We start from the raw sequence: 21,434 nt of genomic DNA, 5'->3' as shown, positions 1-21,434 counted from the left end.
AGATCGTGCCGGCGGTGCGAAAGCTGCGTCTTCGGCCTCGCCGCGACTGCCGGCCCAGATGGTTGCGCCTCTGCCACCGCGACGCCCTGCCGATCTGGCTCCACCCGCCGCGCCGGAGCCGCAAAAGCCCGCCGAAAACGGAGCGGACAAGCCGGCGGCAGGATCGGCTTGCATCGCGCGCTTCGAGGAGCGTGGAGGCGTTTCACTTCCAATTGCTGCGGAGAACACGAGCGGCGAGTGCGGCATCGAGGATCCGGTGAGCTTCCGCACCGTGACAATGCCTGATGGGTCCAAGGTCGAGTTCGACAGCGCGATCACGGTTCGATGCGCCTTCGCGCTCGATATTGTCGACTGGGTGCGCGACGATCTCTCGCCCGCTGCGGCTGCGGCGAATAGCAAGCTCTCCCGCCTCGTTGGTGTCGGCGGTCATGCCTGCCGCCCGCGCAATGGCGCCGCCGGGGCTCCAATCAGCGAACACGCAAGCGGAAACGCAATGGATTTGAGCGGTCTCGTCCTTCAGGACAATCGCAGCGTCATGTTCAACAATAACCGCGACGATGGGACCAGCGCATTACGAGAGCACGTGCAAAAGAGCGCCTGCGCACGCTTCACGACCGTTCTGGGCCCAGGCTCGGACAGCTCTCACAAGGACCATCTTCACCTCGACATGCGTCGCAGGAAGGGCGACTTCAAGATTTGCCAGTGGGCAACGGAATGAAGGGGGCGGAGCTTGGGCTGGCTTCCGCGCGAGGCCGGCCGCCGCTTGGCAACAGGATATGTCCGCCCCTGGCGGAACCCAACGTCCGGATCTGACGCGGAGCCGCGGATCGCAGGAATGCTGAAGGCGGTGGTGGCAGCCATTCAGCCACTGCGCTCAAACGAACCCTCGGCAAATCCACGCCGCCAGTAGTTGAGGATCGAGTACTGATCCTTGGGCAGAGATAGGCCATCCTTGGCATGGCTGCGAAGGAATCGCGCAAGCCTCGCCTCTGCTCCGACCCAGAGAAACAGATATTCACCGGGCTCGGCAGACGCCAGCTTCAGATCTCTCATCAAAGACGGCAGTTCGATCGTCTTCTCGCCGATCAACCAGGTTACCGACAAGCCGGGCGGAGCGCGGAGATGCTGCTTGTCCTCGTCATCCCCCAGGCAGATGACGGCTTCACCCCTGCTGTCGTCAGGGAGGTTCTCCAGGCTTTGGGCGATGGCAGGCAGGGCCGTGTGATCGCCGATGAAGACGTAGCGATCCACGCCATAGGGATGGGAGAAGCCGCGTTCGAGGAGCGCAATGCTGTCACCGGGCTCGGCTTTGGCCGCCCAGCGCGAGGCCGGGCCCTCGTCACCGTGCAGGACGAAATCGATGGTCAGTTCCTGCAGCTCCTCGTCGAAATCTCTCACCGTGTAGGTGCGCACCGATGGCCGCTGATCCACGGGGCATTCGATCGCCCCGCTTTCTCCGATGCGCGGCCAGCCCGGATCCTTGAGATTCAGCGGGGGAACAAGGAGCTTCACATAGGGCCCGAGGCCTTGGCGATAGAACGAGAAGCCTGCCAGCTCCGGCCCCGTTAGGACGACCCGCCGCATATGGGGTGTCACCCGCCAGGCGCGCAGGACCTGGAGCCGGCGGAATGTCCCGCGTCCGGGATTGTGGATGATGCCCGAGGCCTTCATGAACCGCGCCTCTGCATGAGCCACATGAAATAGGGCCCGCCTACGAACGCCGAGACCAATCCCGCCGGGATTTCCCATGGGAAGATCGCGACGCGTCCGATCCAGTCGGAGATAACGAGAAGCGAGGCGCCGACAAGCACGGCCCCGACGAATTGGCTTCCCGAAGCCGAGAAGCCGAAGCGCCTCGCGATATGGGGAGCCATCAGCCCGACAAAGCCGAGCGGCCCGATCAGCAATGTCGCTGCCCCTGTCACCACGGCGCAGTAGGCGAGGACGATCGCGCGGGCTCGCCCGACGGACACGCCGACCGCCCCCGCGGTGGCCTGCCCAAGCGGCAAGATCGCGAGCCAGCGCAGCAACATCGGCAACACCGCCAATGCACCGATCAGGGCGAGCATGGCCGCAATCGCCGCGCAGGGCGCGACGCCCGCCGTCGATCCCGACAGCCAACCGAGCAAGCCACGCAGCGCCGGATGGCCGGTCGACAGCAGAACCGTGGCGATGGCGCTGCTGAGCGTCGCCAGGCAGACTCCCACGAGGAGGCTGCGCTCCGGCCCACCACGCGCTCGCGATCCGATCAGCAGCAGCGCGGCGAGCGTCAGGGCAGCGCCTGTGCCCGCTCCGGCAAGGCCGGTTCCGGCCGACTGGGCAGGCATGAGCATGATCTGAACCATGAAGCCCAGTGCGGCGCCGGAGGTGAGCCCGAGCACCTCGGGGCTCGCCATCGGATTGGCGGTAAGCCTCTGCAGCGCGGCCCCCGCGAGCGCCAGCAGGCCACCGGCGGCCAGCGCACCCACTGCACGGGGCCAGCGCCATTGCAGCACGGCATGCGGATCGACGAGCGGCGGGGTGATCTCCCATCCATCGGGCCCACGCCCGACCAGCAGCGCCACCCCCAAAGACAGCGCGAGCAATCCGGCCAGGCCGAAAAGCCGGGCGCCGGCGTGCGGGACACGACGCAGAGCCGGTTCGTTGCCCGGTGGCCGGACGTGCTGCCGGCTGTACATCAGGAGGATGAGCAGACAGGGAGCGCCGAGGAGCACCGTGGCGGTGCCGGTGGGTAATTCCCTCATCACAAGGCCCAGGAGCTGCACGATGCTGTCTGCCGACCAGAGCAGCCCGGCGCCAATGACAGGCGCCCAGATGAGGCGTTGCCGGGCCGTGCGCGCGCCGCAGAACCGGGCCAGGTTCGGTGCGGCAAGCCCGATGAAACCGATCATCCCCACCGCGCTGGCGACGAAACAGCCCAGCGAAACCGCGATGGCGAGAATGAGGATCCTGATGCTGCGGACCTTGAGCCCGCTCGCCAACGCCGTCTGGTCGCCGAGTTCGAGCAATGCGAGTGGGCGCAGCGCCGCAAAGACCAAGAGTGCGGAGAGGGCGAGACGCGGCAGCAGGTAGAGCACGCCGCTCCATCCGCTCTGGAAGAGCGCTCCGGATTGCCAGATGAACAGGTTTGTGAGGTTGTCGTGATTGTACAGGACGGCGAGCGCGGCGAGGCTTCCGCAATAGAGGCTGACGATCAGACCTGCCATGATCAGCGCGGTCGGGGCGAAACCCTGCCGGCGGGCGATGAGGAAGACCGCAAGGCAACCCAGGCTGCCGCCGGCGAGCGCGATCGGCTCCTGCCCCCATTCCAGCAATTCGGGCAGCCAGAGCGTCGCGGAAACCAGCGCGAGGCTTGCGCCGGCCGAGACGCCGAGCGTGCCGGGCTCCGCAAGCGGGTTGCGCAGGACCATCTGGAAGATGCTGCCCGAAAGACCCAGCGCCGCGCCGCAAAGCAGAGCCATCACCGCGCGCGGCGCGAGGCTGTAGGCGATCAGCAGGTCGTTGATCGACGCGTCCTGAGGCTGGAAGGTCGCAGCAAGCCAATGCGATGGCGGCGCCTGACGCAGCAGCAGGACCGCCGTGTTCGCCGCGGCGAGCGCGAGGAGCGGCAAGACCAGCATCCACGGATACGGATGGAGAGCCGGCCGTGACGGCCGCATGATCTCAGCCATGAGCCGGCGATCCGGCAGGGCGGCTTGCGTCCTGCGCAAGCATGCGGGCGAGCCTGAGGGCCGTGGGCAGGCTGCCATAGGCATAGGTCGCCGGGATCCGGCTGATCCGTCCCTCGCGCACTGCCGGCAGGCTGTTCCAGATCCTGTTATCCGCGAGGCGACGCAGCGCCGCCTCCGTCCGGGCCCCCTGATCGGCATAGATCAATCGCGCATCGGGGATGCTCGCCAGTTGCTCGACACCTGTCACATAGAAGGACCAGACATTGGCTTGCCGGCCCCACGCGTTCTTCAGGCCAAGCCGGCGCGCCACGTCTTCGAAGAGCGAGGTGGCGGTGGCGATCGAGACGTTCCGGCCGTCCGGATTGAGGTTGAGATAGGCGATCGGCCGATCGTCCCAGGTGCTCAGGGAGGCTCGGATCGCCTGCAGCTCCTCGTCGAAGCGGGTGATGATCTCCTGGGCTGCACGGGGCGCGCCAAAGCGCTCCGCCAGCTCCGGCAATTGCCGTTTCGCGGTATCGATCGCGTCGAGCGTCTCGCTCCGGTTCTGAAGAACGACGACAGGAGCGATCCGCGCGAGCTGCGGGGACCGGACCGACCATTGCGGGATCAGGATGAAATCGGGCTGCAGATACTGAAGCAGTTCGACATTGGGCGCCCAGCCCGCTCCGAGCTCGACCACCGATGCCGGCAGCGACGGCTCCACCATCGTGCGGTCGTAGCCCGCCCTGTCGATGACGCCAGCGGGCACGATGCCGAGGGCGAGCAGCGTCTCGGCGCCCGTCCAGTCGGTGCAGGCGACCCGTACGGCCTCGCCCGGCGGGCTCGACCTGGCGAGGGCCGAGCCATTGAAGCCCGGCGCTGCCGGGAGGCAGCCCGCGGCCAAGGCCAGCAGCGCGCGGCGCCGGGTCGGCATGCGCCGCGTCACCACTGATAGCGCAGGGTCGCCAGCACGGTGCGCCGCTGGCCGATCATGCAGCTATAGGCATTGAAGCAGATGTTCACGACCTCCTTGTCGAAGAGGTTGTTGGCGTTGACCTGGAAGGTGGCGCCCTTGGCCGGCTGCCAGATCTTGCCGAGGTCGAGCGTCAGCGAGGCATCGACGAGAGTGTAACCCGGCACGCGCCAGAGATTGGCGGCGTCGCCGTAGGTCGCGCCGATATAGCGGACGCCGCCGGCGATCGAGAGGCGATTGAAAGGACCCTCCTTGAACGCGTACTGCGCCCAGAGGCTGGCCTGGTCCTTCGGCGTCGAGGGAAGGACGCGCCCGAGCTGCGCGGCGACGTTGCTCTTGGTGATCTCGGTGTCGGTGTAGGAGTAGGAGCCGATGACGCTGAGCGATGAGGTGATGTTCGCCCGCGCCTCGAATTCGAAGCCGCGTGCGCGCACCTCGCCGGTCTGGACGCTGTAGCGCGTATCCAGCGGATCGGTCGTCGAGACGTTGGTCTGGCGCAGATCGAAGACCGCAGCCGTGAAGAGCCCGTCGAACCAGCTCGGCTGATACTTCAACCCGGCCTCGAACTGTTCGCCCTCGGTCGGCCTGAACGCTTCCGAGCCACGCGCCGGCGACGTCGCGCCGCTGACGGGCTCGAACGAGGTCGAGTAGCTGACATAGGGCGCAAGACCGTTGTCGAAGAGATAGCTCAGGCCGACGCGCCCGGTGAAGGCGCGATCATCGGCCTCGGTCTTCGACCGGGTCGGGAAATAGCTGGTCCGGCCCGTCTTGGACCAATCCTGCCGTCCGCTCAGGGTCAGCAGCCACTTGTCGAGGCGGATCTGGTCCTGCGCATAGACGCCGGTCTGCCGAACGAAGTCGCGATAGTTCTGGTTGAAGCTGAATGCGTTGAACGGCCGGCCGTAGACAGGCGCGAACACGTTCAGGTTCGGCGCCGGCAGGACGCCGCCATTCAGGGCGTACTCGCTGGTATTGCGATGGTCCAGCCCGATGAGAATCTCGTGCCGCAGCGGCCCCGTCTCGATCTTCGCCAGCAGCTGATTATCGATCGAGAAATAGCGGAGCGTGCGGTCGATCGTGCTGAAGCGGCGCGTGATCGTACGGTTGTCGGCGAGAATGCCGGTCGTGAAGGTCGAGGCGTTGTAGACTTCGGCGTAGTTGTAGCCGGCATTCTGGCGGAAGCTCAGATTGTCGCTGAAGGCGTGCGAGAATTCGTACCCGATCGTAGTCATCTTGCGATCGAGCTTGTCGAGCCATGGCTCGCCGATATTGGTGCTCGTGCGGATGCGGCCGTTCGGATTGGCGTAGAGCGTGCCGGCAGCTGGGAAATACTGGTCGGCGATGCCCGCCCGATCACGCTGGAAGGATGACAGAACCGTCAGCGAGGTGGCGCCGGATGGTCTCCAGGTGAAGCTCGGCGCGAAATAATAGCGATCATTGTCGGCGAAATCGACTTGCGTGCCGCTGTTCCGGCCGAGACCCACCACCCGATAGAGCAGGCTCTTGTCGGCCGTCACCGGGCCGCTGACGTCGAAGCCCGCCTGCAGGCGGCTGAAATTACCGGCCTGGACGAAGACTTCGCGGCGCGGCTCGTCGAGCGGTCGCTTGCTCACCATGTTGATGATGCCGCCGGGCGGATTCTGTCCGTAGAGCACCGATGAAGGGCCCCGCAGGACCTCGATGCGCTCCAGGCCGAACGGTTCGGTCTGCGTGCCCTGGGATCCGATGCCGTAAGGCAGAACCAATCCGTCCTGATAGAATTTCGGCGAGAAGCCGCGGATGCGGATGAGGTCGCGCGTCGTATTCGTCCCGTAGATGTCGCTATAGGTGCCCGGCGTATAGCGCAGCGCCTCGCCGATCGACTGCGTGCCCTGCTGTGTGACCTGTGCCGCGGTCACGACCGAGACGGATTGCGGCGTTTCCAGCAGCGAGGTGTCGGTCTTCGTCGAGGAGGCGCTGCGATGCGCCACGACGCCGTCGACCGGCCCCCAGGCACTCTCGGTCCGGCCCTGGACCTCGATCGTGTCCAGAAGCAAGGAGCCGTCTCCGGCGGCAGCTGCGCCGGAGCCCGCTCCTTGCGGGGAGATCGCGACGGTGGTGGCGTTGGTGAAGCGGTAGGACAATCCGGTGCCCTGCAGGATGCGGGCGATGGCCTGCTCGCGCGTCGCGGGCCCCGAAAGGCCGGGCGACGTCTTTCCCGCGGCGGCGCTCGCGAGATAGGTGACCTGAAGCCCTGCCTGGCGGCCGAATGCGGTCAATGTACGATTGAGCGGTCCTGCGGGAATGTCGAACGATGACTGCGTCACGCTCTGCGCTCGGGCGCTGCTGTCGAAGCCGACGACGCCGGTGACGATCGCCGTCATCATCAGCGTCGCGATCAACGACCTCCTTCGCCTGACCGCAGCGACGGACACTCCAGCCCCGAACCCCATACCAAGCCACTCCGCAGTTGATCGTCCCGGAGTCTGGCGGCGCCTGATCGCGCGGGTCGTGCCAGCCCCATCACTGTTACAATCGGGGGCGCGGGATTTTCACCGTCGCGGCGAAATTTTCAGATGGGGGAGATGATCGTGACGAAGGAGGACACCTGGCGGATACGCGCTCCCGCCGGATGAACGACCGCTTCGAGGGCGCGAACCGGGTCGTTCAGGTCGAACAGCCCGCTGACGCGCTGCGATCCGATGAACGGGTCGGCCATGACGATCCGTCCCGGAATCCACCGCCCGATCCGGGCGACCAGCGTCGCCACCGTCTCTTGTTCGGCGATGATCAGCTTGTCCCGCCAGGTGGCGATCTGTCCGGCCTCGAGCCTGCCGCGCTCGACCTTGTTCGACGACGGATCGAAGCTCATCCAGTCGCCGGCCCCGAGCCGCAGGGCGGCTGACGACCTCGCGCCCGGAAGCGCCGCCTCCACCACGCCGTGATCGACGGCAACCTGGACGACGCCGGCATCGTTCGACACGTCGTAGGCCGTTCCCAATGCGGTGGCCGCAAGCTCGCCCGCACTCACGACGAAGGGCCGCGCCGGCTCGCGCATCACCTCGAAGAAGGCCATGCCCTGCAGGAGCTCGACCCTGCGGCGGGCCTCGCCGTAATCCAACGAAAGCGCGCTGTCCGGGCCGAGCATCGCCTTGGTTCCGTCGGGGAGGGCGAGCATGCGGGTTTCGCCCTTGCCGGTGGCATGGTCGGCACGGTTGCGGAACATGATCTCGGGCAGGATCGTGTAGCCGGCGCCGAGAGCGCCGAGCCCGATCGCGCCGCCGACGAGCAGAAGCCTCCGGCTTGGCTCGATATCCTCGCCGCGCTCGCTCCTGTGACGCTCGGTGATGACTTTGCCGGCGGCTCCGTGAAGCCTGGCCACGCGCGCCCATATTCTGTCGTGCTCGGGGCTGCGGGCGCGCCACGCGCGGATCATCTCGCTCGAGACTGGATTGCCGGGGTCGTTCTGGAGGCGGATCACGAGGTCGATGGCCTCGTCGGTCAGTCTGTCCTGATCGTGGTCCGTTGCGCTCATCTGTCGTCCTTCGGCGGGCCGCGGCCGAAAGCCGATGACGCGTGCCTACCATCTATAACAAACGAGCGGCGGAAAAATTCGCTTGAGCGAAGGGCTCAAAAATCACCGACTTGCTTGAGCAGGTGCCGGTAGGCCTCATGGATCAGGCCCCAGGTCCGCGCATTCGACAGGCCGAGTTCCCGCGCGACCTCGGCGATCGTGCGATCGCCGATCCGATGCATCTCGAACGCCAGACGCGTCCGCTCAGGCAGCTCCGAGAGCGCCCGCTGGGTCTGCATGAGACACTGGCGCGAATAGACGATCCGCTCGGGTGAAGGCGCGGGATCGGCGACCTTCGCGATCTCGTCCGTCGAGAGATCGGTGAAGGGAACGATGTTCTCGCGACGATGATGATTGATGCTGAGGTTGCGCGAGACTTGGTAGAGATAGGCCCGGGGATTGTGGTTGAGGCCGGTCTCCGACGGCGGCGTCGCCAGCACGCGCACAAACGTATCCTGCGTCAGGTCCTCGGCCGTTTCCAGGCTATGCCCACGCCTGCGCAGGAAGCGGTTGATGTCGCGGGCGTAGCTCGCGAACAGATGCTGCAGATCCCAGCTCATGGCGTCCTCGCCATGCGCGCGAAGCGCATGAGTGGACTGCCAAGCGGCACCGCTCGGCCTTCCTCAATCCGCTTCTGAAAGCCATCTGGGTTGGCGTGGGACATGGTCAGGGCGAATCGGATGGCTCGGAACGCATCGGATTGCCGTCAGCGCCCTCAACTTCAGGATGCCCGTGAATAGCGGCTCAAAGATTTCCCTGCAATGACAATGATTTAGAACTGTTTTAGAGTAAATTCCCCGCCTGATGCCGTCCGAACGCATCTCGTTGATAAAATGATGCGTTCAGGCTCGCACTGCACGGCCTGCGCCATGCGCGCGGCGTCGAACTCGCAAATGGCTGGCGCCAGAGATGCAGAGATTGGCCGAGATCGAGCACGCGACCGACAAGGCCGCCAACATCTATCGCCGGCGGGCGGAACGCCGCGGCCTCCCCGACAACGGACAGGGGAAGATCGACTACGTCATCGACCTCGGCGTAAAGCGGAAATCCGGGAACCAAGCTGAATGCAGGATCGTAAACCGCCCGGCAAGCGGCGCTCCTCAAAAGGAGCTAAGTAATGGCGCGCCCGAAAGGATTCGAACCTCTGACCCTCAGATTCGTAGTCTGCGGCTCTGAATGGACTTAAGATGTCAGGAGACTCCAAAGACCTTGCAAGCTCTTGAAAAGACCGGCATACCCTCTGAGTTAAATGATCAGGAGTAGTCTCTAGCCGCCAAGAAGCCGCTTCCCATGCGCTTCCCAGTTGCTCGATGGCTGGTGATCTAAGGAGGGGTCTTGAAGCTTATCCGGCAGAACGTTGCCCGGCTCACACTGCCAGCCGGCAAATCCGACTATATCGTGTTTGACGACGCCCTTCCTGGCTTCGGCCTCCGCCTTCGCGCGGGGGGAAGAGGGCCTGGGTGGTTCAGTACCGCGTCGGTTCCAAGCAGCGCCGGGTTACACTAGGAAACCTCGAGGCGCTCGATGCCGATGTGGCCCGGAAGGCCGCCAAGGAGATACTGGCCAAGGCGCAGCTCGGGAGCGACCCCCAAACTGAGAAGGCCGAGTACCGGGCGGGGGCGGCCGTAACACTCGGTGCTGTTACTAGGCAATATCTCGAGCTTCGGGCCAAACCCAATCTGAAAGCCCGCAGCTACGAAGAGGTCTCGCGCCACCTAACTCGTCATTGGGCGCCCTTGAAGGAACTCCCCATCAAACGGGTCCAACGGGCAACTGTCGCCGCCCGACTGGGCGAGATTGCCAAGGAGAACGGCAGGTTCGCCGCGAACCGGGCTCGGGCTTCCCTCTCCACATTGTTCACGTGGGCCATGGGTGAGGGTCTCGTCGATACAAACCCGGTCATCGGAACGAACAGGGCAACGAACGAGATCAAGCGAGACCGCGTCCTCACGGACGCCGAGCTCCGAGCCGTCTGGCAAGCCTGTCGGGACGATGACCACGGCCGCATCGTCCGTCTGCTGATCCTCACCGCTCAGCGGCGTGAGGAGGTCGGCGGTATGGCTTGGACCGAGTTCAATGCCGAGACGGAACTGTGGTCTATTCCGAGGGAGCGCACCAAGAATGGCCGCCCGCACGATGTTCCGTTGAGCGCCGAGGCCCTCGCGCTTTTTCGGGCTGCTCCGGCTCGGGACGGAAGACCTCTTGTGTTCGGCGACGGTGAAGGCGGTTTTCAAGGATGGAGCAATGCAAAGGCCGCGCTCGACCGGCGCATCGCTGAATCCGGCGCAACAGTGAGGCCGTGGCGACTACACGACCTCCGCAGGACGGCAGCGACCCGCATGGGCGATCTCGGCGTCCTGCCGCATGTGATCGAAGCGCTCCTCAACCACATCTCCGGACACAAGGCCGGCGTTGCGGGGATCTACAACCGGGCAACCTACGCGAGAGAGAAGCGGGAAGCCCTAGACTCGTGGGCAAGCTATGTCAGCGCACTGATGTCTTCTGTGGCCCCTCCGAATGCCATTGCGCCGGGAGCGCACCGATGAGCGAGACGGAGGAGGACGCCGCTCCTACAGGGCCGGACCTCGGCGCGACGTTCGACCATCACTTAAACTGCTTCCTGACGAACAGCGATCCGGCGGAAAGGGACAAGGCAGCAGGACAGGTGCGCGCTGTGCTCGACCTGTTCCAAATGCTCGCCGAGCCAGTGCGCGCGCATGAACGTGCTGTGCTCGCCGCCGAGGCCGACAACAGCGGCGCAATGATTGACGCCTGGACGGAGTATGAAATCGAGACGGACCCGGCGAAAGTGGCGGTCGTGCGCCGCGTCGCCGCGCAACTGCTATGCGCCAACCCCGGCCTGCTTGCCGGCCATCAACAGCAGTTACTTGCCCTGCGGCTCCTCGACCTTAACAACGGCAGGGTTGGCCTGCTTCTCGAACCGTCGCCACGTCCATCAGGCGGTGCCGGTATCGGCGCCAGAGACCAGAAGGTCGGCCTCGGTACCCTGTTCTGGATGCGGAAGGGATGGGACGCCACGACGAGGGCGGCCACCTTAAAACTATTCGCCGAACTGATGAGCGATGACGAGCACACCGTCGAGGAGCGCTCAGTACGCCGGGTGGCTTACGCCGTGGCCGAGAGCGAGCGCTCCCTTTGGGAAGCGCTGGGAGCCCATCGAGCGGGGCGATCGATCGAGGCAATTTATTACTCGTTTGTCCGGGCAATGGGGCGGGAGAAGATCCCGGACCCGACCGACGTAGTAATTCGCGCCACCGCAAAGCGCACAGACTGAGAACTCGTCGGCGGCAAGGACCGCGGCGCCCCTCGCCGCGGTCCTTATGCGCTGCAGTGAAAGCGACTTTCATCGGGACCGCCACGCAAGGCGAGGCAAAACCCTTGGAGCCGCGACATGAACGGTCAAGACCTTCCGTCAGACCTCACCCACCATCGCATCCTCGACAGCAAGCAAGCCGCGCTCTTCTGGGGCGTCAGCCTCGATCATTGGCGGCGCCTTTACAGGACGGGAAAGGTGCCCATCCCGATCCGGCTCAGCGAGCGCAAACTTGGGTGGCGCGTGGCCGACTTGATCGATGGCCTTGCTGCACGCGCAACGCGAACTCCTTGCGCTTAGCACCTGGCTGCCGGCCCCGCGGGGCACGTCCTAATCTTCGGAGAGCCGCCCGTGTCGACGAAAAAGCGCAAATCGTCCCCGCCACCTGGCCTCTCCGCGGCCGAAGTCGTCCTACTCGATACGCAGCTTCCGGAGATTGGCGGAGCAGTTCGGGAAAAACCCGTTAAACCCGACGGGAACGGCTGGCGGATCGGGAAATCCTCGAAGATCTCGCGGAGCGGCAGTTGGTACGACTTCAAGCTGAGTAAGGGCGGTTTTGGCGCCGTCGCCTACGTCGCGCACTATTGCAGTTGCACACTTGAGGAGGCGGTCGCCTGGGCTCGTGAATGGCTTGCCACGCACACGGCGCGCGGCCCGTGCACTGGCTACGACGACGAAGATAGCCGTGAGGACGAGGCTTCAGAGACCACACGGCGGCGCGCTTATCTTGAGAACCTCTACGATGCACGGCAGCCGATCGCGAACACGCCCGCGGCCGTTTACTTGAAGAGCCGTGGCCTCGATCCCGCGAAGCTGCGTCCTGAGATTGTGGAGCGAATGGGCTACTTGCCGTGCCATCGCGGCGAGGAAGGTGCTCTCGTCTACCCCTATTGCGACGAGGCGGAAACGTTGCAGGGCCTGCACTTCGTCTACATCACAGCGGACGGTGGGAAGTCGCCCCACGAACCGCCCCGCCAGATGCGCCGGGGGCCGCCAAACTGGCGCACCGCTGGCCTTGCGCTGTTGCGGCTCGACTTCGGCACTGGGCCGGAGATGGTTGTCACAGAGGGGTTCGAGGATGCTCTGGCGGTCTCCTTGCTCGGATATGAACGTGTTGTCGCCGTGGGCGCCGTCAGCGCCTACGGGCTCTGCCGCCTACCGCTGAAGGTCGAGACGATCATTCTTGCCCATGACGGCGACGACCCGTCCGGCAAGCCGGAGCCCGTGCAGGCCTATCATCGCGGCGTCGTGCGATATCTCGGTCAGGGTCTTGCCGTGCGGATGACCGCGCCGCCGTCCGGCCGAGACCCGAATGATGTCTTGCTGAACGATGGGCAGGCGGCGCTCAAACAGCTTCTGACTGAAGCCCGCTGCTGTCTCGGGCGCTTTGATCAGGCCGCCTTTCTCGACGAAGTCTACAAACTCGGCGATTTCGCCTACGACCGCGCCCGCAAGACGGCGCTAGGGCTGCTCGGCCTCCGCCTGCTTGACACACTCGACAAGGACAGGGCCAGCACGCGCCGACGCTGGGCGGAGGCGGGGGATGGGGCCGTGCCACCACCTCCCGACGACCAACAGCCATGGGCCGAGCCGGTCACGGACATCGGGCCGGTGCTCGACACCGCTCTCAAAGAAATCTCGCGCTTTGTCTTCGCTCCGAAGCGCCGATTGGCGGCAGCGGTGCTCTGGGCGGCGCAGGTACACCTGTTACCCCGGGATGACCTTGGCATCGACGTCGCGCCGCGCCTCGCCATACGGAGCCAGGTCAAAGGTTCAGGCAAGTCGACCCTGCTCGAATGCATCGATAACTTGACCCCCAATCCGATCATCGCCGGCTCAATCACCGCTTCGTCACTCTTTCGCGTCATCGACGGGATGCACCCAACCCTCCTCATCGACGAGGCCGACAACGTCGTGAACAAGAACGGCAATCCGGACCTGTTGGCTATCCTGAACAGCGGCCACCGCAGGGCCGGCGCCTATGTCATCCGGTCCGTTCCGACGGACAATGGAGGTTGGTTGTCCACCAATTCAAAACCTTCGCTGGCATCGCTATGGCGGGGCTCAAAATTCTCCCCGAGACGCTGCAAGACCGCAGCATTGCGATCCCGCTCCACAAGGCGACCCAAGGAGAGAAGCGGGAGCACCTCGTCAACGGACAAAGTCCGACGCTCGTCGATTGCCGCCGCAAGATCGCGCGTTGGGCTGCCGACCTTCCGGAGCTTCCCGCCGTTGCCATGCCGCCAGAACTCTTCAACCGGATCGGCGATAACTGGCGCAACCTGTTCGTCGTTGCGGAGGCAGCCGGTGGCCAGTGGACGGACCTCGTGAGGCAGGCGGCGAGCGAGGCCCTTGGCGAGGAGGACAACGGCCTCGCTCTGCAATTACTCGATGCAATCTGGCAGGTATTTTCCGAGAAGAAGGTAAGGCGCATTCATACGGAGGCCCTCCTCCAGGCGCTGCTGCAGACGGATGAGTCGCCGTGGGAGGAAGCGAACAATGGCCGCGCAATCACCGCCTATTGGCTTCGCGACGAGCTTGCCGGCTTCCTGTTCCGGCCTGACAACCCGGAGGAGGCCGCAGCGCTCCGGCGTGGCCGTCAATGGCGTGAGGGGAACGGAAAGTCCCGCAGAGGCTACACGGAAGAGCATTTGCGCGAAGCCTGGAGGCGGTACCTCGGCCGCGACGCTCCCAGCGCATCTAGTTCACAGCGCGGAGAGGGGTCAGAAAAGCCAGAACCATCCGACGCGTCCGCTGCAAGCGCGGAAAGCGAAGCTGCTTCAGACGCTCACGACGCAGCGGATGGTCAGGCTGCGTCCGCCGCGTCTCCGCCACACGGCGCGGCATCGGCGCAGTGTGGCGCCGCGGAGGTCGCGGATGTGCCTCAACGTAGCGGATACGTAGCGGGTGGTTCGAAAGCATCGAATACAGCACAAGATATTGATAACAATCATGTTTCAGGCGAAGTAGCGGATGTAGCGGGCGAAAACGGGTTCAGGGTGCCCCCTCCTGGCGAAGGATTGGGCTCAGCCGGCATCGGACCCGGTCCGGCGCGGCGGCGGACACGCCCGAACGGGGCGCCTCCCCAGGTCGGGGAGTAACGCGTATGGACAGGCCGTCTTCTGAATGGCCCATCCCTCCGACCGCCGCGGGCGGGCCGGCGCATCCGGAAAGCCCGCGACCGGCCAGTGCGCTGTCTCGTTTCGTGGCCCGGCTGTCCTACGCCACCGACGCGGTTGCGGCTGCGGCCCTCGTCGCCGAGATCACTGCCGATGCGGGCGGGGGTCTCATCGCCGTCGACTTCGAAACCGCCCCCCTTCCAAGCGAGCGGGCGCGCTTCTCAGACCTTCGGCTCCGGGTGGCCGAGGCAGAAGGGAAGGTCCGCGCCCACACAGAGCGCCGCGCTGCAGCGCGACGCGGTGCCGGAGGCGCTAGCGCGGCAAGCGCCTCCGTTGAAGACCCGCAAGGCGCAGCGCAGGCGCTCGCCCTTGCCAAAGCAGGGCTTGCCGCGCTGACGAGTGCCCGAGATCACGCCGAGCGGGCCGGCCTCGATCCGCACCGCTCGACGGTGCGGCTCTGCTCGCTCTACGCCGGCGGCGCCCGCGTCGGAGTCATCGACATGACCTGCGTCAACTGGGCCGTGCTCGCCCCCGTCTGGGAGCACCCGATCGTCATGCACAACGCGACATTCGACCTCGGCTACCTCGCGCAGCGCCAAATCGAGCCCGTAGGCGTCCATTGCACTCTGCAGGCCACGCGGCTCCTCAACGGCCCGGATTCGACGTCCCTGGAGACCGCCGCGGCGACCTACTTCGGCCTCGAAATTTCCAAAGCTCTGCAGACGTCCGACTGGGGAGCGCCGCACCTTACCCTGCCGCAGGTTGAGTACGCGGCGACGGACGCGGTTGTGACGTGGCACCTCGCCCGGGTGGTTCTTCCGCTCCTCGGTGAGCGCCGCGCCGCTTACGATATCCAGGTTGGCGCCATCCCTGCCGTCGTGCGCATGCAGTTGCGCGGGATCCTGCTTGACGTCCCCGCGCACGCGGCTCTCGTGGCCGCCCTCAAGGCCGAGCGCGCGCAGCTCGTCGGAGCCTATGATCGCGAGTGTGTCCAGGCCGGTCGTATGGACCTGCGCCGGGCGGGAGTGCCCGAAAACGCGCCGGAGGTGGAAGCCCTGCTCAACACGCTCCTGCCGGAACAGGAGCGGGAGGCCTGGCCGCGTACGCCAAGCAGTGACAAGCTCAGTGCCCGGCGGGTCGACCTCACAGCCGGCGCCGGCGCGCATCCGCTCCTGCAAATTCTCGTCGCCATCGGGCGGATCGACAAGCAGCTTAGTACTTACGGGGAGAGGCTGGCGGCGCAGGTCTCACCCGTCACCGGCCGCATCCATGCCTCCTACAGGATCGCCGGCGCGATCTCTGGCCGGAGCACCTGCGACAAGCCGAATATGCAGAACGTCCCTGACAAGCAACCCGTCGATGGGTTGCCGAGTTTCCGGACGCTGTTCGTCGCCAAGCCGGGTTATGTCCTCGTCGCGGGCGACTGGTCATCAATGGAAATGCGGGCGGCGGCCTGCATCACCAACGAGGAGAACATGACGGAGGCATTCGCACGCGGCGAGGATCTGCACGTCCTCACCGCCCGGACCATGCTCGGCCTGGGCGAGGACGAGTGGCTGGCGTTGCCCGAGGAGACGCGCGCGCTGCACCGGAAACACGCCAAGCCGGTGAATTTCGGCCGGCTCTATGGGCAAGGCGCCCGGGGCCTCGTCGATTCGGCGCGGGCGCAGTACGGCCTCCTCCTCGACCCCGAGACGGCGCGCGGGTGGATCGATGCCTACGAGGGGACCTACCCCGGCTATCCGCGATGGTGCCGAGACTTCAGCCGGGCATGCGAGCGCAAGGGGGAGATCCCGATCGGGCGCGAGGGTGGGCGGGTGCACGAGATCCACTGGAATCCAGAGGGTTTCCGCTACACGCAGTGCCTGAACCTCCCGATCCAGGGCGCGTGCGCCGATGCCTTCATGCTTGCCCTCGCCGCGATAGATGAGGCGTTGTTCGCTGCGGGTATTGATGGTGGCCCGGTCGCGGCGCCGCACGACGAGTTTGTGCTCGAAGTGGCGAAAGCCGATGCCGCGCGTACCGCTGTTATCCTTAAAGAGGCCATGACCGCCGCTTTCGCGGTGACCTTCCCCGGCGCGCCGTTGCATGACCTCGTCGTGGTGAAGATCGGCCGTTCCTGGGCGGAAACGAAATGAGCGCCTCGAGGGCCTGGCCCCGGGATGGTCCGTAATGCTCAAAACATTCACTACATCCCATACAACGCCAAAAGCGCCTCTGTTTTCAATGGGGTGAACGTAGCGGATGCGTCGACTACCATCCGCTGCCTATCCGCTACGTTGGACCTTTTGCTACGGCAGTCGGCCGTCCTGGGCAGGCATCGTTTTGCGGCGCCTGGTGACGCCGCCGGCCTGACAAACGTCCCACGCAACTCGAGGGCGGGGTCGGAGGTGCACTTGCAAGCGTGGGATCGATACCGCGCACAACTAACGTCGCCGGGTATGTGAATCGCAGCGAGCGTGCGCTTCGGCCGCGCAACATTGGCTTCGATACACCGCCCGGGAGCCAAGCGGCGGCTTTGCATAATATTCTAATGTGCGGTAGAACGTTATGCATGCCCCCGCATCACGGTAAATTCGTTTCATATCTCCGCGTGTCGACGCAGCGTCAGGGACGCTCTGGTCTGGGTCTCGAGGCGCAGCGCAAGGCCGTGACCGATTTCCTTGATGGCGGGCGCTGGCAGCTCAAGCAGGAGCTTGTTGAAGTCGAGAGCGGCAAGCATGCCGATCGACCCCAGCTTCAGGCGGCATTCGAGGCCTGCAAACTCTATGGTGCGACGCTGGTGATAGCGAAACTCGATCGACTGTCACGCGATGCCCATTTCCTGCTCGGCCTGCAGAAGGCCGGCGTCAGGTTCCTCGCTGTTGATATGCCGGAAGCGAACGAACTGGTCGTTGGCATCATGGCGGTGGTGGCACAGGCCGAGCGCATGATGATCTCGACCCGCACGAAGGCAGCGCTCGCCGCCGCCAAGGCGCGCGGGACGAAGCTCGGCAACCCGAATGGCATCAGGGCGATGCTGCCGCATATCGAGGGCGGCAGGCAGCGTTCGCGCCAGGTTATCCAGGCCGGGGCGGACGAGCGGGCTCAGCGCTTGGCGAGCGTTTTCCTCGAGCTTGAGGCGCAGGGCGTCACGAGCGCCAACGCCACCGCCAAGGCGCTCACCGAACGCGGGATCTCGACGGCTCGAGGAGGCCAATGGACGGCGCGCGCAATTATCAACATGCGCAATCGGCTCAATCGCAGAGCAAGCTCGACCTAGAGCGAAGTTGATCGAGCCCGACGGGGACAACGAGGACTAGATGCGCTTTGTGTCGTCTGAACCGCCGAGGAGGCCGAGTGTATCAGAGACCTCGAACCACCACTCGCGCCCCTGTCCCATATAAATTTCGCACCAACGCCCCCGATCATTAGAAGCGATTTGTAGCCGGTCCGGCTCGATGTTCATTTGATCGAGGAWGCGCTTCAGCGCCACGTAATAAAGGAGGTGCTCTCTGAAAACGATCGACGACGCCCGAGTCCCGTCGCCCGTATAGTCCTTTCCGGGCTTGAGGTTTCCTTCGTAGTGGCCCATCGCTTGGCGCGCCTTTTTCAAATCCTGACCGGCGCCGCCCCCAATATGCCGGGCCGCATGTTGGGCGATGAAGACAATTTGCAGCGCAGGGAAGAGGTATTCCTTTCTCTGGCGCTGGTCACAAACCCAATCGAGGATATTTAAGCCTGACAAACGCGACCGTCTTGCAGATTTGCCAGCGCGATCGATGAGAAGCTCCACGCCGCGCGTGGCGCGCGCATGGATTGTTGCTGACGAGAAGGCGTAGGCTTGGGCGTGGAGGGAGCCTTTTTCAAACGCCTCGCCGATTAGGGAGGAAAGGCTGAAGGACGGGGGGATGGGAGTGCCATCCTCCCGGATCGCGAACGGCATCAAAGTTTCGGCGCTGTTGCGTTGTCCTGCCAGGAGCTTTGCGATCGCGTCATCCATTTGCTTGATTGCCGGCGGCAAGCCGGCGCCGGGCTGGAACCGTCTGGCGGCTTCAACCCACTTCCTTGCGAGGCGCCCCGGCAATATCGTCACGGTTGCGCGGTGTTCGATCAGTGAGCGGACACAGATATCAATGGCAAGAGGATTGGCTTGGGCAAGCTGCCTTATAAGCTGGCGTTTGAAAGTTTCCTCCTTGACCGCATTCAGCAAGGTGAGCAGCTCGACTGATCTGGAGAGAAACGACAGCCAGCGATCTATTTCCTTCACGGGGGGCGCCCCATTCGGAAATTCCTCTGTAAACAGGGCTTCGGACCGCCGAGCCGAGGCCAAATACAGCAAAGCGGCCGGCGCTACCGGCTGGCCCTGGGGGCCAGCGGCCACGTCCCAGCTTTTGAGAGCCTCCGGCAGCAAGTCAACAAGGGGGGCTGCCGCCGGCGAGGCAAGAAAATCAATCGCGGGATCGGACGGTTTTGTCAGCCAGTCGAGGACCTGCGGGATGGCCAGCGCGGGCATTATCTCTCTGGCGGCTGGCAAGCTCTGCGACACGACTTCGCGGGCCGCGCGGGACCAACTCAGGTGCTGGACCGGAACCGGCCTGCTCGCTCCACGTAACGGCTCCTCACTCCACGAAAGTTTGAAAAACTCACGGTAGGCGACAACGGCAGCGTTCAGCAATATGCGTCCGGCCGTATCGCGTTCCGGATAGAGGGCGGCCACATGGCTTCCATAGTTGGGATGAATATAGTCGTTGAGAGATGATCGGGCTTTTTCGAGTTCGCCATCCCGGTGAGGCTCGTCTGCCCCGCGCTCGCTTTTCGGGGGATCAAGAAAGTCGATCTCCAGCGGCTTGAGGCAGGCCCGCGCACACGCTAGAACTTCCAGAAAGCTCCGGCGTTCGTCAGGGTTTTCTGAAGTGGCCATCTCCACGAACTGGAATTGATCCAGGTCCAGAAGGCGCAGGCGTTCAAGCTCTTCGCACATGGTGCGCAGGATTAGTGCCGCGAAATGCAGGTCGCCGGTTTCAGACGCGTCTTCGAAGGCATGTTCAAGCAGCAGCCAGCGTGGCCATGCGGCGGGCCGCAGGACCGCCCAGGCTTGATCGTAGAGCGCTTTTGCGACCTCGCCAGCCGGTCTGACACTGGGGGGAGGCGGCTCGCCCTGCAGCCAGCGGCCCATGGCATCGGCTACAATCGAATTCCGCTCGACGGCCGTGTCAGGCACGATAGGAAAGCGCTGATTTCCCTTGCTGCGCCGCGCAAGCAGTTCTTCTGCCCCCTGCAACAGCCGGGGAATGTCTGTGGCGCTACACCATGCCTCGCGCCAGACGGGGAAAAGTTTGAGTGGCCGCATTGAAGTAACCTTGATGGCGAGCCGGCTTCTCGCTCCGGCAAAGCTCTTCTCTCATAGCGGCCAAGCCCGCCGCAGCGCAAAAAGCCTGCTGAAACAATAAATGCTCACTCGCGCGGACCTCACATGCCACGACACGGCGATAAGCTATCTCACCGGTCTGGAGTGCGCGCTGCAACAAAAACATATCGGAGCGGGGATCGTGTGTCAGGCGGCCGTATCGTCGACATAGAGCCTGACAGCGCCGATGCACATGCCAAGAGGATCGCTGGCTCAGTTGGAACAACGGCAGCGCCGCGACGTGTCTTTCCCACTCTTCGAATGGGCGCGAGCGAGGACCAAATAGGGGGATGCTGCCCGAATGATGCTGCCGCACCCTGCAGTAGCCGAGCAGTTCGCGCAATTCCCGCAGAGCGATACGCCGCCGCTTCAGGATGTCAGGACGACCCTGCTCCGCCGCGTGCACGGTCTTTTTACAGGTTAGCCCATGACGGGCGAAGAAGCGCAACAGCGAACCGATACCAACGCGTTGTCACTGCTCGGCAAGTGTGATGTCGTCAAGATCATCGGCAAGCACGAGAATCTGCTCCCTCTGCGCTGCGATCCGCGCCGAGAGTTGGTCCCCACCGCGTGGCTTCGCAGCCGGACTGCCCGCCTATCGGTCGCGAACGCACCAGCGGATCGCGCTCGCCACACTTACCCCGAAACGCTCCTTCGCCTGGCGCCGCGACATCCTGCCTGAAACCACCGCAACGACGCGTTCGCCAACATCGAGAGACAAACTGCGAGCAATGCCTGCCGGCCTCCCATCCGGCAGAAAGCTTGAATTGGAAACGGAAAACGCTATAGCGCCGAATAGTGGAAGGGATCGCACGCTGACGCGCTTACCCGCAATCCTCGTCTTTCTGGTCTTCGAGCGCCCCAGTAAGCCTGAGCTTCGCAAGTTCGGCTTCGACTTGCTCAAGTGTCATGCGCTCGAGGGGCGGAAGCACGGTGTCGGCCTCGATCGACTGCCGCGGTAAGCCCCAGCCGCGGTTCAGCAAGGCGTTGGCCGCCGCGCCCTTCACGGTATCCGGAAAGCCGTTGCGCATCAGTTCGACCAGTGTCCGAACCGCCTCCTCGGTGTGCTCCCGTGCCAGCGCCTCCACCGGCGCCTTGATCGAGGGCCGGCCTTTGGGATTTCCGCTCTGGCCCGGTTGCCAGACACCCTTCCGATTCAGCATCTGATAGGCTCGTGCTAGCAGGCGACTGTGCGAACAAGGTAAGGCAGCAATGCGGCTGCTTTGGGCCTCATTCGCACGAAGGTCCGTTCCGGGTGCAATGCGATCGCGGCAGGATGGAGTGCGGACAAGGAGTGTCCGACTTCGACCCGTTAGCAAGCCATTCCCCCTCAGGCCAAACTCAGAATAGACATTCGTCTCGGCCGCTCACTCTTGGCTTAGCCTCGCAAACAACCGCRAAAAAGCGCTCAAAACT

General features: G+C 64.5%; 16 protein-coding genes and 1 pseudogene. 9 read left to right on the top strand and 8 right to left on the bottom strand.

From position 1 onward, the window contains the following. Positions 1–58: 58 nt before the first annotated feature. A complete protein-coding gene (locus AC1DVA_RS20860; RefSeq protein ID WP_476807125.1) occupies positions 59–718 on the top strand; it encodes an extensin-like domain-containing protein in 660 nt (219 codons plus the stop codon). Between the two features lie 143 nt (positions 719–861). Here the strand turns inward: AC1DVA_RS20860 and AC1DVA_RS20855 are convergent, their stop codons facing one another. The 6 genes from AC1DVA_RS20855 to AC1DVA_RS20830 all read right to left on the bottom strand — a co-directional run bounded on the left by AC1DVA_RS20855 (position 862) and on the right by AC1DVA_RS20830 (position 8,736). Next, complete coding sequence (locus AC1DVA_RS20855) at positions 862–1,671, bottom strand: siderophore-interacting protein (RefSeq protein ID WP_265050364.1); 810 nt, start codon at positions 1,669–1,671, stop codon at positions 862–864. Continuing rightward, entirely contained in the window at positions 1,668–3,671 is a 2,004-nt protein-coding gene (gene fhuB, locus AC1DVA_RS20850; RefSeq protein WP_476807124.1) for a Fe(3+)-hydroxamate ABC transporter permease FhuB, read from the bottom strand. Before fhuB ends, AC1DVA_RS20855 begins: the two co-directional genes overlap by 4 nt. Continuing rightward, a complete protein-coding gene (locus AC1DVA_RS20845; protein WP_265050367.1) occupies positions 3,664–4,584 on the bottom strand; it encodes an ABC transporter substrate-binding protein in 921 nt (306 codons plus the stop codon). Before AC1DVA_RS20845 ends, fhuB begins: the two co-directional genes overlap by 8 nt. An 8-nt stretch (positions 4,585–4,592) precedes the next feature. Further along, complete coding sequence (locus tag AC1DVA_RS20840) at positions 4,593–7,004, bottom strand: TonB-dependent siderophore receptor (protein WP_265050368.1); 2,412 nt, start codon at positions 7,002–7,004, stop codon at positions 4,593–4,595. A gap of 170 nt (positions 7,005–7,174) precedes the next feature. Next, positions 7,175–8,137, bottom strand: a complete 963-nt coding sequence (locus AC1DVA_RS20835; protein ID WP_265050369.1) for a FecR family protein — start codon at positions 8,135–8,137, stop codon at positions 7,175–7,177. A gap of 95 nt (positions 8,138–8,232) precedes the next feature. Beyond that, positions 8,233–8,736 carry an RNA polymerase sigma factor gene (locus AC1DVA_RS20830; protein WP_476807123.1) on the bottom strand — a complete coding sequence of 168 codons (504 nt, stop codon included), beginning with the start codon at positions 8,734–8,736 and terminating at the stop codon, positions 8,233–8,235. A 358-nt stretch (positions 8,737–9,094) separates the two neighbouring features. Here AC1DVA_RS20830 and AC1DVA_RS20825 point away from each other — a divergent pair, with 358 nt between their 5' ends. From AC1DVA_RS20825 to AC1DVA_RS20795, 7 genes and pseudogenes are all read left to right on the top strand, one after another. Beyond that, the gene (locus tag AC1DVA_RS20825; protein WP_265050371.1) at positions 9,095–9,352 is read left to right on the top strand and encodes a hypothetical protein; all 258 of its coding nucleotides are present in this window, start codon (positions 9,095–9,097) and stop codon (positions 9,350–9,352) included. 284 nt (positions 9,353–9,636) lie between these two features. Continuing rightward, the gene (locus AC1DVA_RS20820) at positions 9,637–10,722 is read left to right on the top strand and encodes a tyrosine-type recombinase/integrase (RefSeq protein ID WP_476807122.1); all 1,086 of its coding nucleotides are present in this window, start codon (positions 9,637–9,639) and stop codon (positions 10,720–10,722) included. Next, positions 10,719–11,471: a hypothetical protein gene (locus AC1DVA_RS20815; protein WP_265050373.1), complete on the top strand. Its 753-nt coding sequence runs from the start codon at positions 10,719–10,721 to the stop codon at positions 11,469–11,471. Before AC1DVA_RS20820 ends, AC1DVA_RS20815 begins: the two co-directional genes overlap by 4 nt. 390 nt (positions 11,472–11,861) lie before the next feature. Then, positions 11,862–12,836, top strand: a pseudogene (locus tag AC1DVA_RS20810) (DUF7146 domain-containing protein); the annotation flags it as partial. 728 nt (positions 12,837–13,564) lie between these two features. Continuing rightward, positions 13,565–14,611, top strand: coding sequence for a DUF3631 domain-containing protein (locus AC1DVA_RS20805; protein ID WP_476807121.1), 1,047 nt, complete (start codon positions 13,565–13,567; stop codon positions 14,609–14,611). Positions 14,612–14,616: 5 nt separating this feature from the next. Further along, a complete protein-coding gene (locus AC1DVA_RS20800; protein WP_265050376.1) occupies positions 14,617–16,767 on the top strand; it encodes a DNA polymerase in 2,151 nt (716 codons plus the stop codon). 416 nt (positions 16,768–17,183) lie between these two features. Further along, positions 17,184–17,891, top strand: coding sequence for a recombinase family protein (locus tag AC1DVA_RS20795; RefSeq protein ID WP_265054927.1), 708 nt, complete (start codon positions 17,184–17,186; stop codon positions 17,889–17,891). 36 nt (positions 17,892–17,927) lie between these two features. Here AC1DVA_RS20795 and AC1DVA_RS20790 read toward each other — a convergent pair whose 3' ends face one another. Further along, positions 17,928–19,961 (bottom strand): hypothetical protein, encoded by a 2,034-nt coding sequence (locus AC1DVA_RS20790; protein ID WP_476807120.1) that lies wholly within the window; start codon positions 19,959–19,961, stop codon positions 17,928–17,930. A 484-nt stretch (positions 19,962–20,445) separates the two neighbouring features. Here AC1DVA_RS20790 and AC1DVA_RS20785 point away from each other — a divergent pair, with 484 nt between their 5' ends. After that, the gene (locus AC1DVA_RS20785; protein ID WP_476807119.1) at positions 20,446–20,700 is read left to right on the top strand and encodes a hypothetical protein; all 255 of its coding nucleotides are present in this window, start codon (positions 20,446–20,448) and stop codon (positions 20,698–20,700) included. A gap of 142 nt (positions 20,701–20,842) precedes the next feature. On the opposite strand, the gene AC1DVA_RS20780 is transcribed toward AC1DVA_RS20785, so the two are convergent. After that, positions 20,843–21,181: a DUF5681 domain-containing protein gene (locus AC1DVA_RS20780; protein WP_265050378.1), complete on the bottom strand. Its 339-nt coding sequence runs from the start codon at positions 21,179–21,181 to the stop codon at positions 20,843–20,845. Between the last annotated feature and the right edge of the window lie 253 nt (positions 21,182–21,434).

Source organism: Allobosea sp. P4_C6 (assembly GCF_056402015.1).
The sequence above is the reverse complement of the archived record's forward strand: the minus strand, read 5'-3'. Positions and strand labels throughout refer to the sequence as shown.